This window comes from Lepagella muris (assembly GCF_004793975.1).
Taxonomy (GTDB): Bacteria; Bacteroidota; Bacteroidia; order Bacteroidales; family Muribaculaceae; genus Lepagella; species Lepagella muris.
Genome location: NZ_SRYB01000001.1, coordinates 188,437 through 206,008, shown reverse-complemented (window position 1 = coordinate 206,008; position 17,572 = coordinate 188,437). Strand labels below are relative to the sequence as shown.

12 protein-coding genes are annotated in these 17,572 nt (G+C 43.1%); 8 read left to right on the top strand and 4 right to left on the bottom strand.

The features are described from left to right. Positions 1 to 20 precede the first annotated feature (20 nt). Both E5331_RS01195 and E5331_RS01190 read right to left on the bottom strand, forming a co-directional pair. Positions 21 to 2,465: a glycoside hydrolase family 95 protein gene (locus E5331_RS01195; protein WP_135984316.1), complete on the bottom strand. Its 2,445-nt coding sequence runs from the start codon at positions 2,463 to 2,465 to the stop codon at positions 21 to 23. Between the two features lie 6 nt (positions 2,466 to 2,471). Next, positions 2,472 to 4,226, bottom strand: a complete 1,755-nt coding sequence (locus E5331_RS01190) for a glycoside hydrolase family 97 protein (RefSeq protein WP_135984314.1) — start codon at positions 4,224 to 4,226, stop codon at positions 2,472 to 2,474. A 188-nt stretch (positions 4,227 to 4,414) separates the two neighbouring features. On the opposite strand from E5331_RS01190, the gene E5331_RS01185 reads away from it, so the two are divergent. The 3 genes from E5331_RS01185 to E5331_RS01175 are packed head-to-tail and all read left to right on the top strand — an operon-like array spanning position 4,415 to position 12,487. After that, positions 4,415 to 8,461, top strand: coding sequence for a two-component regulator propeller domain-containing protein (locus E5331_RS01185; protein WP_135984312.1), 4,047 nt, complete (start codon positions 4,415 to 4,417; stop codon positions 8,459 to 8,461). Next, entirely contained in the window at positions 8,439 to 10,103 is a 1,665-nt protein-coding gene (locus tag E5331_RS01180) for a glycoside hydrolase family 43 protein (protein WP_135984310.1), read from the top strand. The genes E5331_RS01185 and E5331_RS01180 overlap by 23 nt, the downstream gene beginning before the upstream one ends. Positions 10,104 to 10,150: 47 nt before the next feature. Continuing rightward, the gene (locus tag E5331_RS01175) at positions 10,151 to 12,487 is read left to right on the top strand and encodes a glycoside hydrolase family 31 protein (RefSeq protein WP_136013198.1); all 2,337 of its coding nucleotides are present in this window, start codon (positions 10,151 to 10,153) and stop codon (positions 12,485 to 12,487) included. On the opposite strand, the gene E5331_RS01170 is transcribed toward E5331_RS01175, so the two are convergent. Together E5331_RS01170 and E5331_RS01165 are read right to left on the bottom strand one after the other, a co-directional pair. Next, complete coding sequence (locus E5331_RS01170) at positions 12,434 to 13,831, bottom strand: site-specific integrase (protein ID WP_135985140.1); 1,398 nt, start codon at positions 13,829 to 13,831, stop codon at positions 12,434 to 12,436. The two genes, E5331_RS01175 and E5331_RS01170, sit on opposite strands and share 54 nt — an antisense overlap. 6 nt (positions 13,832 to 13,837) lie before the next feature. After that, positions 13,838 to 14,491, bottom strand: coding sequence for a S24/S26 family peptidase (locus tag E5331_RS01165; RefSeq protein WP_135985138.1), 654 nt, complete (start codon positions 14,489 to 14,491; stop codon positions 13,838 to 13,840). Positions 14,492 to 14,600: 109 nt separating this feature from the next. Between E5331_RS01165 and E5331_RS01160 the strand changes: the two genes are divergently transcribed. The 5 genes from E5331_RS01160 (at position 14,601) to E5331_RS01140 (ending at position 17,523) form a co-directional block, all read left to right on the top strand. After that, positions 14,601 to 14,876 (top strand): hypothetical protein, encoded by a 276-nt coding sequence (locus tag E5331_RS01160; RefSeq protein WP_135985137.1) that lies wholly within the window; start codon positions 14,601 to 14,603, stop codon positions 14,874 to 14,876. 2 nt (positions 14,877 to 14,878) lie between these two features. Beyond that, complete coding sequence (locus tag E5331_RS01155) at positions 14,879 to 15,208, top strand: DUF3853 family protein (protein WP_135985135.1); 330 nt, start codon at positions 14,879 to 14,881, stop codon at positions 15,206 to 15,208. Positions 15,209 to 15,521: 313 nt separating this feature from the next. Continuing rightward, complete coding sequence (locus E5331_RS01150) at positions 15,522 to 16,478, top strand: hypothetical protein (protein WP_135985133.1); 957 nt, start codon at positions 15,522 to 15,524, stop codon at positions 16,476 to 16,478. Between the two features lie 5 nt (positions 16,479 to 16,483). Beyond that, positions 16,484 to 17,191, top strand: a complete 708-nt coding sequence (locus E5331_RS01145; RefSeq protein ID WP_135985131.1) for a lambda exonuclease family protein — start codon at positions 16,484 to 16,486, stop codon at positions 17,189 to 17,191. Positions 17,192 to 17,193: 2 nt separating this feature from the next. Beyond that, complete coding sequence (locus tag E5331_RS01140; RefSeq protein ID WP_275441023.1) at positions 17,194 to 17,523, top strand: hypothetical protein; 330 nt, start codon at positions 17,194 to 17,196, stop codon at positions 17,521 to 17,523. Positions 17,524 to 17,572 lie beyond the last annotated feature (49 nt).

The following is a 17,572-nucleotide window of genomic DNA, read 5'->3' as shown; positions in this document are numbered from 1 at the left end:
TATTTTTTAGAAGTTTACTTTCAAAGCCGTTTTAATAAATATGTTTCTCCCTTTACTGTTTGAAGGTCATATTCATATACTCTTTTGAGTTCCGGGTAGCAGTTTTTAGTTTCAGTCGACACAACTGCATCCTCAATTGGGGTAGAAAAAAGAAGCTCGTTGGGGCAATTCCCTTTGGCGACTTTCAGACCATCGCCAGAAAGTGGAACATAGGAGCGTATTCTGATAGTTCCTCCTATATTTGATTTGATAGTGGCCTCATAAAGCTGTCCTTGCTGCCAATTCATGTCAATTTCAAAGTTTCCTCGTGATTTAAGACCTTTGATGCTACCCTCCAGCCAAGTATCGGGCAGAGCAGGCAACAGATGAACACAACCGTCATGGCTCTGCATAAGCATTTCTGCTACACCTGCGGTGAATCCGAAATTGCCGTCAATCTGAAATGGCGGGTGTGCGTCAAACATGTTTGCATATAGACGACCATTTTCAGGGTCTCCACCTTTCTCCGGATCATAAGAAAGAAGGGTGATCATATTGCGTATAATCCTGTCGGCGTGATTACCGTCAAGCAGTCGTGCCCAAAGATTAAGTTTCCACCCTATGCTCCAGCCGGTTGCCATGTCACCCCGCTGTTTCAGCGATGTTTCTGCTCCCTTGAAAGCCAAAGGGGTTGTATAAGGGCTTATCTGATTACCGGGATACAATCCGTATAGATGTGACACATGGCGGTGGTCGTCTTTTGGATCGTCGGCATCCTCCATCCATTCCTGGAGCTGCCCGTATCGGCCCACCCGCATGGGAGCGAGTCTGTTGATGGTGCTTTTTAGCCTATCACAATAATCATCTTGTTCGCCCAACAACTTTGCGGCTGAAAGCGTGTTGTTTAGCGCGTCAAATGCCAACTGATTATCCATTGTACAGCCCGCAGTAATAAACGACCCGTTATAGCCGTGCTCAGGCGACATAGACGGAGATGTTACAAGATACTTTTCTGTAGGGTGTGGTGTTAAATGACTGAGATAGAAATCAGCAGTACCTTTTATTACGGGATAGTATTTGCGCAGGAAATTAATATCGCCAGTATATCGGTAATGCTCCCATAGGTGAGTGGCAAGCCATGCTCCGCCGTTGGGCCACATGCCAAATGCCGCAAAATCCACAGGGCCGCATATACGCCACAGGTCGGTGTTGTGATGGGCGACCCATCCGTCGGCTCCATACAGCGTGCGGGCGGTCTCGGCTCCGGTCTCTGACAGGTCTTTGATCATGTCAAACAACGGTTCATGACACTCCGACAGATTGGTGACCTCTGCCGGCCAATAGTTCATTTCAGCATTTATATTGATTGTGTATTTGCTGTCCCACGGAGCATACATACTGTCGTTCCATATTCCCTGAAGATTAGCAGGTTGTCCGCCGGGCTGAGAGGAAGATATGAGCAAATAGCGACCATACTGAAACAGAAGTGCCACAAGCGAAGGGTCATAATCATTGTTGAACGAGGCTATGCGCTTGTGTGTTTCAAGTTTATCATTGTTGTGGGATGATGACAGATTAAGTTTAACGCGGTCATACAGCTTATGATATTTCTCCAGATGAGATTGTTTCATATAATCATATCCGATTTTTTTAGCTTGCTTAATCGCTCTGCTTACTGACTTTTCAGCATTCCCCGATATGTCATGGTAGTTTACAAAGTTGGTAGCGGCTGAGATATAAACCGTTGCTTCAGTGGCATTACTTACCGTCAGGCTATTCTTGTTGCCTTTTATTTTGCCGTCACTAATCAGATTAAGACCGCAGACGGCTGTCAATCCCGGCTCTATCCCTTCGTGTTCCATGCCGGGAATCTTAACTGTCATAGAGTAGCCCGAGACCTTGATTACACTGTTTTCAGGTGCATCATATCCCAGTGTGAAGTTTAAAGCCCCCTTTTTATCGGCATTTAAGCGCATGATAATCACATCGGAGCCAATGGGCGCTATGACTTCCCTGTGATAAGTTACATCGTCGATATTATAGCTGACACTTGATAGAGCATTGTCTATGTCAAGCTCCCTGGAGTAGTCACTGACATTACCTGCCGGGTATTTGAAATCAAAACAAGCACTGCCCAGAGTGAGGTAGCGCATGCCATGCTGCGATGTCATATAGTGCTGGGCGATAAGATTTTCGGCATCGCCGACGTTGCCTTGAAAAATCAGGTTTCTGATTTCATTGAGATGCTCACGACCGGAGGGATTATTGTTATTATAAGGCCGTCCGCTCCAAAAAGTTTCTTCGTTAAGTTGTAATCTTTCTGTATCAATGCCTCCAAATATCATGGCACCCATTCGAGAATTGCCTACAGGGAAGGCTTCGGTCCATTCCTTGGCCGGTGTTGATTCCCATAGCCGAGACAGGGGGGTGGCTAACAAATACACGTTGGAGACCACAGCCAAGCATAATATCAGTATTCTAATCATAATGCGTTATTTTTTAATGTGGATCACAAATCCCCCGTGCGGATTTGTCTTTATTTTGGTTGGGATTGAATCGGCATCCTTAATTAGCCAGCTTTTTTCGTCATGATTATCGCTTATGACCTTCACTTTGGCTTTTTTGTTGATTTTCAAGCGAGAATGGTCTATCTCAATTTCTTTTTCAGTATCGTTGCCGTTAATGCCTGCGATATACCAATCACTACCTTTTTGGCGTGCAATCACGATATAATCAGCAGGATATCCTCCGAGCAAAACGGTGTTGTCCCATGCAGAGGGAAGTTCCGACAAGAAGTCTTTAATTTCTTGAGGCTGAGACAAGAAACTCTCCGGCCTATCGGCAAGATGTTGTATTCCTGACTCGAATAATACGGTCAGAGCCAATTCATGACCATCGGTGGTTATATGTGGATGCTGAGAGTTGGTAAATGCGCATGGCGTGTAATCCATTGAACCGATTACATTGCGAGTGAATGGCAGGGTAGCATTATGTGAGGCTGCCATATCGGTAAACGTAGGCACATTGTTGTACCATTCAGCACCATAAACAGCCTCAACGCTTATTAGATTGGGGTAGGTCCGCTGCAATCCACGGGGGATTGTTGCTCCGTGGAAATTTACGAGAAGTTTATGTCGGGCCGCACATTCAAGCAAATCAACCATATAGTTGATGTTCATATTAGTATCACCCGAGAAAAAGTCTATTTTGACACCGGCAATTCCGTTTTCTTTACACCAGGCAAATTCACGTTCACGATCCTCAGGTGTGTTCAATCTGAATTTCGGACCGGGCGCTCCATGAATCCATCCGACGGAAGAATTATACCATATCATTGGTTTAATGCCATTGCTTTTTGCATAATTGACAGCGTCAAGGACAGTATAGCCATCTTTCATTTCGTCCCATTCTGCATCTATAAGAACGTAAGGCAATCTAAGTTCCCGAGCCATATCAACATAACTTTTTATTATGCCGTAATCATTAGAGCCATGGTTATTTGCCCAGTATATCCACGATGCTACTCCCGGCTTTATCCATGAAGTATCATCAATTCTTGAGGGGAGAGCAGCATCGTTGATGAGCGTAGACTCTACTATGTCGGCGAGATGTCCAATGATTGCCACCTGCCATGCTCCGTTCTCACTTCCGTCCGGACAGATATGAAATATATTTCTGTTATCTCCAGCATACATACTTGAAGCAGCATTGAAACGATCTAAACCAGACTCCGACAATAACATGAACATGTCATTATTGAATTCAAATAATGATGGGTAACCGATTCGTGTATCTTTTGCTATGTCATTCCGATCTTTCGGAAAAAATCCCTCATAGCTGTCGGTCCAGGTCATCAACCAGTCGTGTGATGCATCTTTGACATTAATTTTATAATCATGACAACCACTCCACGCTATTCCATCATTGAAAGCTTTTACAGTCAGTGTATCGCCATTTTCAAGAATGTAATCAGCCATCGAATACGAATTTGAGCAGTGGTGACGCTTGCCTGTGACCATTTCGTATTTGACCTTGCTTTTTCCTTTGTTTTTTACAGTAGCAACTTCGCCACACTCAATATTCATCAGTGTAACTCTTTGATTTCCTATACCGTTTGAAACAGCCAGAGTTGAATCATTTATCAGATTCACCTGTATCAATCCGTTTGGAGAAGATTGGGCAGAAGCGAACAGTCCGGTTATTCCACCAAGAATCATCAGCGAACTTGCAAGTGATAATCGGTTCATATTATTCGTTTGATTTAAAAATTTATATCACTGCAAAATTACCGACCAATTGACTTAAATAGAGAATCAGAGGGTATCGTTTGCTTACGCCGGTGTATCACGACCGCAGCTGCCCGTTTCATTGTGTTTACAAAATGTGTTAGTATGATAAATTGACCTGCTGATACATTTAATGAATACTTTATTACATGAAAACACGTGTAATTATCAGCCTGAAAGGCATTAAATGTGATTCTTTTTGTAATTTTGCAAAACAAATTTACATCGACATGTTACGCACATTCATCACATACATGGCTCTTTTCATTGGCATTTTATGTCATGCTCAACATTTGCGTAATTACGAGTACGCAGAGTTGACCTGTGGAAGAATTAATGCCTTGATACAAGATGCTGACGGTTACATCTGGGTAGCCACCGAAAACGGTCTTAACCGGTTTGACGGATGGAATGTTAAATCATATTTATTTGATAAAAATGATTCGACATCTCTTCGAAATAACATTGTGCAGTTTCTATATGTAGATAAGAACGAAGATTTGTGGATCGGTAGCGGCAGTGGGTTACAACGATACTCTTCTTACTCCGATTCATTTGAGAATGTCAGATTTGTTGACGCTGAAAAACCGTCAGTAATGGATATGACTGAATTGTCAAACGGTGAAATCTGGGCTGTAACCAATGGTTATGGTGTTTATCGTATTGACGCAGAGAGTTTACTGGCCGAGAAGTTGGAAGATATCAATAAACTTTTTGAAATGGGTTTCATGGTCACCATTGATGAAGATAGTAAACATCGTATATGGATAACACTGAACAACAACAGACTCTATTATATTGCTCCAGACCATAAAAAGGCGGTACTTGTAGAGGAATCTGAATTCATAATTAATACAACCGTTGACATTCTGGGTAATCTATGGTATGCTACAACTGATAAAGTTTATTTTTGGAATGATGATGTATCTCGTTTTGATGAAGTGAATCTATCCGATACTAATATCAATGATATTACTGAAATTATTTCTTCTCGGGATGGTATAATATATATTGTCACTCGCAACAGAGGCTTGTACCAGATAAAAGATAAGCACTCCAAGCCCACTCTTTTCTTTTATGATGAATCATTCCGAACAGACCATGTATATAGTGTTTGTTTTGACAGTAAAAATGGTATCTGGATGGGTAGTCACAAATCAGGTATATTGCATTTGACCTCCAATCCCTTCAAATTTCGTTTTAAAGAAATAACACAGTCTATATCAAATTTAATTACATGTATAACTGAAGATAGCAGTGGTGAAATATGGGTTTCGACAAGCGATGGCGAAATATTTTGTTTTACTCCTGAGATGGAAATTATAAGAGTGTTTAATACCGGTAAAAGCATTTCCAGTATTGCGATTGATCACGAAGGAATAATTTGGGCTGTGTCCCCTATTGGCGAGTTATATAAATTCAATAAAAACGGTGAACTTATTAAAAATGACAATATTGCTGATGGGTTATATCTTACCAAGGTGCTCGTAGGCAAGGACCGACGCATTTATATTGCTACACTGAGGAAAGGCCTTATACAGATAGACGACAACGGTAAATTAAATTATGTAAACAGCTCGACACAGCTTGCAACAGACCGACGACTTGGCAACGACTATATCATAACTCTTTATTGTGATGACGATGGATTCATCTGGATTGGTCATTGTGATGGAGTTGACTGCTATGATCCCTACAATAATCGCCTGATAGACTTAAACTGTATCGAAAAGCTTAGATCAAATGTTGTCAACGCATTTTGCCGTGACGATAATGGGGAAATGTGGATTGGTTCCAACAATGGCATGTATAGATATAACGGCATGACCTGTGAACTGCAGGATTATAATATAAAAGATGGCTTGCAAAACAGTATGATATGTGGTATTGTGGCTGCAGACAATGGTGATGTATGGTTTTCGACCTACAAAGGTCTTGGAAGATTAAACGCTTCCACGGAATCTGTAATAACCTATACCTCGGGTAATGGTTTAGTTGATAAAGAATTCATTAAATCAGGATACCTTGCGTCCAAATCCGGTAAAATGTATTTTGCCGGTCTCAGTGGCATTACATATCTTTCGGCAAATACCATGCCGTCAGGCAATGTTCCGGGCTGTCCGGTCCTTACGCGTCTTTATGTAAATAATGAGGAAATATCGGCAAATACCCACTTTGGCAGCAATCGAGTCGCTGACGCTAATTGGCATGATTGCACGGGGATTAATCTTGACCAAGAGCATAACTCTTTTGCCATGGAATTTTCCACCTTCGGTTTTGAGGATAAGGAGAACATTCAATTTGAGTTTAGAATACTCGAACTGAATAACAGCTGGCAACCGGTTATGCGGGGAGAGAATAAAGTTTCGTGCAACTATCTTCCATCGGGTAATTATCACTTAGAAGTAAGAGCGAATGAAAATGGCATATACTCTCCTGTCAGGAAGTTTAATATTTCAATTGCACCACCTTGGTATGCGTCTAACTCGGCCATTCTAATGTATGTAATTCTCGCACTGGCTTTTGTCTCGTTTGCGTTATTTATTTACAAACGGCAACTCAACCGAAAGAAAAAAGAAGAAATTCATGAAGAGCGTTTCCGCTCGTTCATAAATATCGCGCATGAGCTCCGCTCACCGCTGTCTCTTATAGTCAGTCCTCTTTCTTCATTGATTAAGTCAGAAACCGACACAAAGAAAAAACGTGCCCTGATGACGATGTCGCGTAGTGTTTCGAGAATTGAAAATCTTGTAAATCAAATTCTTGATATAAGAAAGATCGAGAAAGGACAGATGAAGCTTGGTTTTATCAAGACTGATATAATTATTCTTGTGAAAAATATAGTCGACGAGTTTGAGTATGTGGCATCGGAACGTCATATCACTCTAACATTTGTACATGACCAGGAATCTCTTTTCCTTTGGATTGATCCTCACAATTTTGATAAAATTATTATCAATCTTATTTCAAACGCTTTCAAATTCACGCCCGATAATGGAAGTATCAATGTCACGATTACGTCCAATGAACAAGAAGCCCAAATCATAGTAGAGGATTCCGGAATAGGATTAGAGGAAGGGAAAATAAATAAGATTTTCGAGCGCTTTTATCAAGCTTCAAATGAAACAGCAGGTTATGGAATTGGGCTTCATCTCACCAAAATGTTAGTAGATCTTCACCATGGAAGACTTACGGCGGAGAATCGAAAAGGAGAGAACGGCAGCCGTTTTATTGTTATTGTTCCTTGTGGAAAAGAACACTTGTCTGAAAATGAAATTATTAATCCCATTCAGACCAATACATTGCATGAACGTCCTGTGATATTCAGAGACAATATTGTACAGGAGGTGAAACCGAACAGTCATGCCATTAAACGCAAACCAAGGTTGCTTATCGTTGATGACGATGAGGATATAATAATGTACTTGCAAACCAATATGTCTATTGAATATAAAGTATTGACGGCAAAAGATGGTATTGAGGCATTCAACATAGCCCAGACTTCGGGTATAGACCTGATTGTTTCAGATGTCATGATGCCCCGCATGGATGGCTTTGAACTTTTAAAGCGTCTTAAGTCAAATGCCCGAACTTCTATTATTCCAATCATACTGCTTACTACCAGGGCAGAATATGAAACTCGTATCAAAGGATGGGATATAGGAGCTGAAGCTTTTCTTTCAAAACCATTTAACTTAGAGGAACTTCTTCTTTTGTGTGGCAATCTTATAAATGGTCGTTTAAGACTTAAAGGTAGATTGTCGGTAGATAAAGACATCGATGAGAAAATACAGCCTGTAAAGATGAAAAGTAATGATGACATCTTTATGGATAAGCTCACGGCAGTCATCAACGAGAATATGTCGAATTCGGATTTTAAGATTGAAGATCTGGCAGACAGTATAGGTATGAGTCGTGTTACTCTACACCGCCGAATTAAGGGTCTTACCGGCATTTCGCCCGTTGAGTTTGTTCGTAACATTCGGCTTGCGCAGGCCGCAAAATTATTGAGGACCTGTGACACAAATATTTCACAGGTTGCCTATGCCGTAGGTTTCTCAAATCCCGGAGTATTCTCAACTGCTTTCAAAAACCAATATGGTTATACACCTTCAGAGTATACAGAGTTATCCGATGAACAAGTAAATATTCTAAATAATTCAGAAAGTCAAAATGAATCTAATAACGACAACTAAAAAGGTATTCCGGCCTATTGCCGTTTCAGCGATATCCATTTTATCGATCTCATGCAATACGGCAACATCGACTGGCAAGGCTGTATTCTCTGACTTTGATTATCATGTCACTGCTGAATCCATCCAGACTGATACATCTAAACTGGCAACGCCGCTTTTGCCAGGCTGCTACCCTGATCCGTCAATTATAAGGGTCGGGAATGACTATTATCTGGTAAATTCGTCATTTGCCTTCTTCCCCGGTGTTCCTATATGGCATAGCAACGACCTTAAAAATTGGGAACGCCTTGGGTATGTACTTAACCGTCCATCTCAACTAAGTCTGCCGGACAGTCTGAATATATCGGCGGGAATATATGCTCCCGATATTTCCTATAATCCGCAGAACGAAACTTTCTATATGATTACTACTCATGTAGGTAATGGTGGCAATTTCTATGTAAAGACCAAGAATCCTAAAGAAGGTATCTGGAGTGACCCTATATGGCTTCCACAGGTAGGTGGCATAGACCCGAGTATTCTTTTTGACAAAGACGGCAAGGCCTATATTGTAAACAATGATGGTCCTGAGGGTAAAGAACTCTACGGCGGACACAGAACCATTCGTATTCACGACTTTGACTGGGAAAACGACTGTGTGACGGGAGAATCGAAAGTAATTGTTAACGGTGGTGTCAATATCAATGAGAAACCCATATGGATTGAAGGCCCGCATCTCTACAATATCAATGGGAAGTACTATCTGATGTGTGCTGAAGGCGGTACCGGACCCGATCATCGAGAAGTGATATTTGTATCGGATAATCCTAAGGGACCGTTCATACCATGTAACATCAATCCAATCCTTACTCAACGGAGTCTTTCTCCCGACAGGCACAACGCTGTGACCTGTGCCGGACACGCTGATCTGGTAGAAGACGTAGAAGGTAATTGGTGGGCTTTATTTCTCGGAGTCCGTCCATACTCGGCTGATGGACATGATATTATGGGTCGAGAGACATTTATTCACCCTGTTCGCTGGGTGAATGGGCAACCCGTCGTAACCGAGGCTGACGAGGCAATTGTCTGGCAGGCGCAGAAAGAATGTGAAAATCGTTTATGGTGCCGTGATTCTTTAGTAAATGATGTATTTTTCATCCGAAATCCTAAGTCAACTTTTTACACTGTAACAGACAATAAACTTGTAATAAGTCCATCGGATGTTCTGATAAGCGATAGAAAATCGCCGGCTGCAATAGGGCGTTGGGTTACCGAAAATACTTTTGACATCAATGTAACTCTTGAAAGTTTTAACCCGAAATCACCAACTGATTTTGCAGGCCTGATTTTATTTCAGGATGATGACTGTTTCATCGCGTTAGGAAAGAGTGCTAATTGCGAAGGTTCAGCTACCGTAAAACTGATGGCTCAAAGTAAAAATGGTTACAGTCGTAATTGGGATAAGGTCTTGTCCAAATCCGATAAACCATTGAAACTTAAAATAAGTTCTGATGGCGATGGAGAGTATTCTTTCTACTATTCAGTAGGCGACAACTCTTATGACGAAATACCGTTAAAACTTCCGGCTCATATTTTAAGTACTAAAACAGCCGGTAATTTTACAGGTACTATGGTTGGAGTTTACGCCACTTCACAACAATAGATTTCTCGAGAACAATATAATAATAACATCAATCATTTTTTATAACAATGAAGAAATTATTTTTCATGGCTGCAATTGCCATGTTTTCTTCGTCAGGCTTATTGGCGCAGAAAATAGAATTCTATACCCCTGGTATAGTGCGGGTAACAAGAGATAATGGTGAGGATGCTACCAAGAATGTATCTCTTGTGGTAACAGCTACCCCTGAAAATGTAGCAGTAGTAATGAATACTGAGAACGGCAAAACTGTATACACGACAGACCAACTTACAGTCTCGGTTGAAAACGGAAAAGTATCTTTTTCCGATGCAAAAGGTAATCTACTTATGACCGAGGGTGAATATGCTTTCACTCCACGTCATACCGGTCCAGATCGAAATTCATACAAAGTAAAGCAGACATTTTCTGTTGAACCCCACGAGGCAATCTACGGTATCGGTATGCTTCAGAACGGCAAGCTGAATCAGCGTGGCGAGCAGCGCCGCATGGAGCAGTCGAATATTGACGATTACGCTCACTTCTATCAGAGTATCAAAGGCTACGGTGTGTATTGGGATAACTACTCACCTACGTTTATTTCAGTGCCCGAAAATGGCAAGGCCGGCGAACTCGTCCTTGAATCGGAAGTAGGTGATATCATAGACTACTACTTCATCTACGGTGGAGACGCCGACGGTGTGATAGCCGGCATGCGTCATCTGTCAGGCAAGGTACCGATGGCTCCGCTATGGACATACGGTTTTCATCAGAGCCGTGAACGCTATGCGACGCAATACGAACTTCTTGAAGTTGTCGACAAATATCGCGACCTCAAAATTCCTTACGACTGCATTGTTCAGGACTGGGAATACTGGGGAAATCCGTTCCTTTGGAATGCAATGGAATTCCTTGCCGACGGATATCCCGAACCTCAGAAGATGATTGATCACGTCCACGATCAGAACGCTCACATCAGTATTTCAGTATGGCAATCGTTTGGAGTTGGAACAAAGCCTTATCGCGAATTGGCGGCAAAGGGTCATCTGCTCGACTTTGAAACATTTCCTCCCAGTGGCCTTTCAGGATGGCCTCCTCGCGACGATTATCCCAGCGGGTCAAGAGTCTATGACGCGTATAGTGCTGAAGCTCGTGATATCTATTGGAAAAACCTTTCACGTCTCCATCGCATGGGTATCGATTGCTGGTGGATGGATTCGACCGACCCTGACTTTTACAACGAGCAGGACCGAGACCTTGATGTCCCGACAGCCCTTGGCTCTCTCCGTTCAGTAAGAAACGCTTATCCTCTCGTCGCCGTTGAAGGTGTATATAATCACCAACGCGATGTGGATAGTACAAAGCGTGCCTTTATCTTTACACGCTCATATTTTGCCGGCCAGCAGCGCACTGGTGCCAACACCTGGAGCGGTGACGTTGCCTCTACATGGGATGCTATGCGCAAGCAGATTCCCGTGTGCCTAAACTTCACCCTGACAGCTAACCCCAATGTCCATTCAGATATCAGCGGTTTCCTTGCATACGACTATAATACAAATGGCTGGGCCTCGGCAAAGGATAACCCACAGTTCCGCGAGCTCTATGTAAGATGGATGCAACTTGGCGCGTTTATGACGATGATGAGAAGCCACGGCACAGGAGCTCCACGTGAAATATATCTGTATGGCAAAGAGGGCGAACCTATCTATGACGCTCTCGTAGATGCCGTCAAGCTCCGTTACCGTTTCCTCCCATACATATACAGCCACGCATGGCAGGTGTCTAAGAACGACGATTCTTTCATGAGGGCTCTATTCATGGATTTCAAGGATGATAAAAAAACGTGGGATATAAACGATGAATTTATGTTCGGTCGTAATGTACTCGTTTGTCCTGTAGGCAATGCGCTCTATACCCCTGAAGAGATCGACCGCTCAGGAAACTTCGTAGAAGTTAACTGGAATGCCTCAAAGACCTATGATGTCTATCTCCCCGCCGGAACACGATGGTATGATTTCTGGACTAATGAATCAATCGATGGAGGTCAGACCATTGCGGCAGATGCTCCGATTTCTCATTCACCCATATATGTAAGAGAGGGTAGCATCATTCCTTTTGGTCCCGACGTGCAGTATGCCAATGAGAATAATTATGATAATCTCGAAATTGTGGTTTATCCCGGTAAGGATGCCGAGTTCCTCCTCTATGAGGATGAAGGCAACAACTACAACTACGAGAAAGGAAGGTACTCTCCCCATATTCCTCGTAGGCTCGCACCCAAAATTACAACGAAGCAAATCAGGGGATTATTATCTCGGTTCATAATTTTTACTTGCATACAGTTTCATATAATGTCAATTTTCTGCCCCACTTTCTGCCCCACCATTATTTTTAGTCCGGTCATCTGAGGGGAACATAAAATCTTCAAATCGGTTAAACGCTGTCATTGCGGAACGTCTTGTTTCATCCGCAATATCCAGATACGGCTTCATCGTGGCGTAGTCTGAATGACCAGTCCATTTCATAACGATATTTGTAGGGATGCCCAACATTATGGCATTGCAGACAAAAGTTCGACGGGCGCAGTGTGTGGATAGAAGCTCATACTTCTTATATGTCTTGTCATAACGTTGTGTTCCCTTATACCGCGTAATGGTAATTGGCGTATCAATGCCGCACACCTTACCCATCTCTTTCAGGTAGTCATTCATTTTCTGATTGGTGATTACGGGCAACGCCTTATCATCAGGGAAAGGAATGTCGGCATACTTATCCAGTATAGCGCGTGAATACCTATTCAGTTCTATGGTAAGGGTGTCATGCGTCTTTATGGTGGTGATGTGGATTTCGCTATCCGTGATGTTTGACCTACGAAGATTGTAAACATCGGAATAGCGGAGGGATGTGAAGCAGCAGAAGCAGAACACATCCCGGACTTGAGACAGGTAGTTCTTATGCCCGAAGTCAAAATCATACACCTTCATAAGCTCTTCCTTTGTAAGAAAGATGACCGGCTTTTCTGCGGTCTTCAACTTGACTTTCTGATATAGGAATGGCGATGCGTCACAATACCCATGCTCCTGCGCCCAACGAAAGAACACCTTTACAAAAGCAATGTCATTCTTAATGGTAGTATTCGCCAGTCCTTTTTGCTTGAAGTTATCAGGCACTTTTGCAAAGTGTTCGATTAGTATGTTGATTCCACCGTTGATGATGTCATTAAGGGATAATTTGCGGGATATACTATAAAGGTGCTTTCTGATAGTCCTGCATTTAACAAGCGTACCCTCGCTCCATCGTCCGCTTGTCATTCCATCCTTTATGAATTTGTCATATATCTTAAACAATGGTTCATCTGCCGGATTGACAATCTTATCCTTTTCAACATACTTTTCAGGATTAACCTGACGGTCGTATGCTTCCGAGAACTCTTCTTTTGTGGGTATGCGGCCCGCTTCTTCAAAGCGCATGAATATGGAGTTTATCAAATCCTCCATTTCCTGCAAGTCTTTGTTTATTACCGATGCCGGGGTTTTATTCTTTCCGTGTGTGGTTTTTGCCTTGCATCTTTGCACAGATTTCTCCCAGTTGTCGGGATTGACATTATGGTTCACACTCAAGCGCACACGCTGACCATGCCAGACGATTACGCACCTGACGCGACCCTCCGGCTTCTGATTTTTTCTATTGTCGGCTTCCGGCTTTTTCTTTACTTCTACGCCAAACGATATACTGCGCTTGATTGCTATCATAAGACCTTACACCTTATTTATATCATTTGCCTGCGGATATATGTACCCAAGAATATAAAACATCCTTTTGACCGAATCCATAGGGATTTCAAACGGCTCATAAATCAACTTGCCATCCGGATAGGTAGCACAGTTTGAAGAATAAAGGGCGATGTGTGCATCATCCTTTCCTTTCTGCAACCTTTTGACGGTAATAAATTCATTGGTTTCTACAAGATAATTATAGCCGGGCATAAGAAGTTTCTTATCCATCACACGCTTCATCACAAGTATGCAGCCTATCGGATACTCCGTCATGCTGTCGCTTGTATTCCTCATTGCGATTTCAGCTTTGGGGAAGCAAGAGCCTACATTAATAGATTCTGATGTGCCTTTCTCATCATTAAGGTTTGCACCCAATTCTTCGGTAGAGCTGAATAAGGCAATCATCCCGGCTGCTTCCTTATGTGTCATCGGGCCACTTTCAAATACAAGCCATTCCCTGCGGATTTCAGGAAAAGCCTCAATCATCCTATTGGCAAGTTTCATGCTTATGCCGTGCCGACCATTGCGTATGTCAGTAAAGGTCTGACCTGATGCCAGACCTACCTTAGCGGCAAGTTCTTTCCATTGTAATCCGGTCATTTGCTGGATTGCTTCAAGTTTTTCTCCGTCGGTCATAATGTTAACTTTTGTTAAATACTGATTTTACTATTGCTTCATTCAGTATTTTGTTGTACTTTTGCATCGTCAATACTGATTAAATACTTAATCAACCATACTAAAAGCAATGATTAAATACTTAATCAATATTTCAAATGCAAAGTTAATACTTATTTTTGATATAAACCAAATGGAAGTAAAAAAAATTAAACGCGGCGACCGGCTTCAAGTGGCTCTTTTAGAGCTAAATGTGGGCGATTCAGTAAAAGTACCGTACAGGCACTATTCTGAAAACTCCATAAGAGCCACCGTGACACAACTCAAGAAAGGAAGCGAAAGTCCTATTGGGTATGATATAGATGCGCGGTCTAATGTCGCCGCCATTGTAACCCGTACTCAATAATTATGGAAAATGTAGGAACATACGTTATCGGGCTTGATACCCCTATCAATTTGCTTACACCACGGCAACTATTTGAAATGATGGGTGACTGGCAAGCCAAGACAAATCAAAAGCAAAGCGAAGAAACACCCCAGCGTCCTGAGCGATGGTATGTGAACAGTATCGGTGAACTTGCCAAAATCCTCGGAACATCGGAATCAACGGTATATCGGATGAAGTCAAGCGGAGTGCTTGATGACTGCATAAGTCAGTATGGGCGATGGATGCTGATAGATGTGGATAAGGTATTTGAGAAGTTCAAGCTATCCAACAGGCGCAGGAAAAAGAAATAGGGCGAGCCAAGAGAGGCAGTCCTTTGGCGAAAGTCATAAATCACAAACATTCTAACGCCCGGTGAAGCCAAATAAGCCGGGCAACATGAAGACATGGCGAAAATTGGTAGGCGCGTCACTTATTCAGCGAAACACGGAGAGGAGGTAATTTGGCCTGATGTGCCGGTGGTTGCAAACACCGGGTAAGCCCGTAGCCGGGAGGTGCCGAGTGAATAAGGAAGTATGGTAGGCGATACAATGTGGGTTCGAGTCCCATTGTCTTCACTAATGCAAGGCCGGAAGCAGTAAGATGGCAATTAAAACATTCTTCAATATGATAGAAGAGATTCAGGGCTACGAGGTCGCAAGATTGGCAGACCCAACCCCATTGCAACTTGTCGAAACAATCGACGGAGCGGAAAAAGCCAACATTGACATACAGGTCAGTACGGCTCACGCTTATCCCCGTAGTATCTCGCGGGCAGTAAACAACGCCATTGCCATTGCCGTAATGGATAAGGAAACCGCTCAATCATGCGGTTACGCCATCCCTCGCGGTGGCAAACCAATCACAGGCCCATCGGTGCATCTCGCAAAAATCATCGCGCAGCAGTATGGCAATATGCGTGTTGAGGCGCGTGTGGTAAATGCGACTGCCACTCAGGTAATATCAAGAGGTACGGCATGGGATTTGGAAAACAACTATGCGGTGGCTTTTGAGGTGCGTAGGTCTATCCTCACATCTTCGGGCAAACGCTTTTCGGAAGACATGATTACAGTCACCGGCAATGCCGCCAACGCAATCGCCTACCGAAATGCAGTTTTCGCAGTAGTGCCGAAATCCATTACCGACAAGGTATATAAGGCGGCTCAGGAATGTATCACAGGCGACCTTTCAGATGAAACAAAGCTGATAAAGCGTCGTGATGCTGCCATCAAGTATTTCAATGACCAGTATGGCATTACCGAGGAAGAGGTTATCAAGCTCTGCGGTAAGCAAACGGTAAATCAGATAGGCAAGGATGAAATCGCTCTCTTGCTTGGCATCCAGCAGTCACTTAAAGATGGTGATACAACCGTAGATGAGGTTATGACCCCCTATCGTCAAAGCAGGGAGGCAAAGTCAAACAAGCTCAACGACATCGCCAGCCGTGCAGCCAAAGGTTCTAAGAAGCAGAAAGAATCTGCCCCGGCTGAATCAGCATCAGTAGAGGCTCCAGCCGAAGCCGTAGATACGGAAACAGGCGAAGTGAAAGAAGACGGTATTTTTGCACCTAACCCTGAAATCTGACAATCATGGCAAATCTGAATTTTCAACAGGAACAGCGTACCCTTGACTGGTATCGCGCTCGGCTTGGCTACATTACCGGTAGTCAGGTAGGTACGCTTATGAAAAGCGGACGCTCTAAGGATAAGGTTTTCAGCGAAACCGCACTGACTTACTTATATCAGCTTGCAGGGGAACGCTCCCTTAATCCTGAAATCGTGAAAGATGACAATATGTTTGCTTTCTACATCGACACAACCACTTCTACATCAAAGGCTATGCGCTTCGGCACAGAGCAGGAAGAGAATGCCCGGAATATGTATATTCAGATGACCGGACGCCAAGTGCAGGAGGTAGGACTATGCAAGCATCCCACAATCCCATATCTTGCATCGTCACCTGATGGAATAACTTACGATGCTGACGAGTTAGGTTGCCTTGAGGTTAAATGCCCCACGCTATCCACATATAGCAAGTATGTTGCCGAAATCCACGATAACGAATCACTAAAGAAAGTCAATCCCGACTACTTCTATCAGTGTCAGAATCACATGGCTTGCACAAAAGCCACATTCTGCGACTTCGTTGCATACTGCCCCTTTGTGGAGAATCCTATGCACATCGTGAGAATAACCCGTGACAATGACGAAATCGCCCTCGTTGAGGAGCGCGTAATCAAAGCGGAAGAAGTCATCCAAAGCAACTATACACAAATCAACAAACCTCAAAGAGCATAATTATGGCAGACAACAATTCTTTTCTGTCAGGTAGCATTTGCCTGACAGACATCCCCAAAAGTCAGATAAAAAGAGTGATGTGCAAGGACGGCAAGGAACGTGCCTTTCTTAACATCGCAATCTTCGCAAAGAAGCAACCCCAGACTTTCGGCGACCGCACATATACCCACTTCGTTTCATGCGCTCCAAAAGCGGAAGAGCGCGAAGAGGGTGTGAACTACATCATGGGCGACCTTGAAACCCGCGTATCCAAACCTAAGACACCGACAACGGACACTGTTGCAAATGCACCCGGCTACGCACCCAATGAGAAACCTGACCTCCCATTCTGACAATCACTTTCACACGGCTATATCGTGGAATCCCCACGGTATAGCCAAA

What these genes read in the sequence shown, in the direction of transcription:
- E5331_RS01150 (WP_135985133.1), top strand. Translation starts at nt 15,522, where the DNA reads ATGATAGAAGAGATTCAGGGCTACGAGGTCGCAAGATTGGCAGACCCA.
- E5331_RS01165 (WP_135985138.1), bottom strand. Translation starts at nt 14,491, where the DNA reads ATGACCGACGGAGAAAAACTTGAAGCAATCCAGCAAATGACCGGATTA.
- E5331_RS01175 (WP_136013198.1), top strand. Translation starts at nt 10,151, where the DNA reads ATGAAGAAATTATTTTTCATGGCTGCAATTGCCATGTTTTCTTCGTCA.
- E5331_RS01190 (WP_135984314.1), bottom strand. Translation starts at nt 4,226, where the DNA reads ATGAACCGATTATCACTTGCAAGTTCGCTGATGATTCTTGGTGGAATA.
- E5331_RS01185 (WP_135984312.1), top strand. Translation starts at nt 4,415, where the DNA reads ATGAAAACACGTGTAATTATCAGCCTGAAAGGCATTAAATGTGATTCT.
- E5331_RS01160 (WP_135985137.1), top strand. Translation starts at nt 14,601, where the DNA reads ATGATTAAATACTTAATCAATATTTCAAATGCAAAGTTAATACTTATT.
- E5331_RS01170 (WP_135985140.1), bottom strand. Translation starts at nt 13,831, where the DNA reads ATGATAGCAATCAAGCGCAGTATATCGTTTGGCGTAGAAGTAAAGAAA.
- E5331_RS01140 (WP_275441023.1), top strand. Translation starts at nt 17,194, where the DNA reads ATGGCAGACAACAATTCTTTTCTGTCAGGTAGCATTTGCCTGACAGAC.
- E5331_RS01195 (WP_135984316.1), bottom strand. Translation starts at nt 2,465, where the DNA reads ATGATTAGAATACTGATATTATGCTTGGCTGTGGTCTCCAACGTGTAT.
- E5331_RS01155 (WP_135985135.1), top strand. Translation starts at nt 14,879, where the DNA reads ATGGAAAATGTAGGAACATACGTTATCGGGCTTGATACCCCTATCAAT.
- E5331_RS01145 (WP_135985131.1), top strand. Translation starts at nt 16,484, where the DNA reads ATGGCAAATCTGAATTTTCAACAGGAACAGCGTACCCTTGACTGGTAT.
- E5331_RS01180 (WP_135984310.1), top strand. Translation starts at nt 8,439, where the DNA reads ATGAATCTAATAACGACAACTAAAAAGGTATTCCGGCCTATTGCCGTT.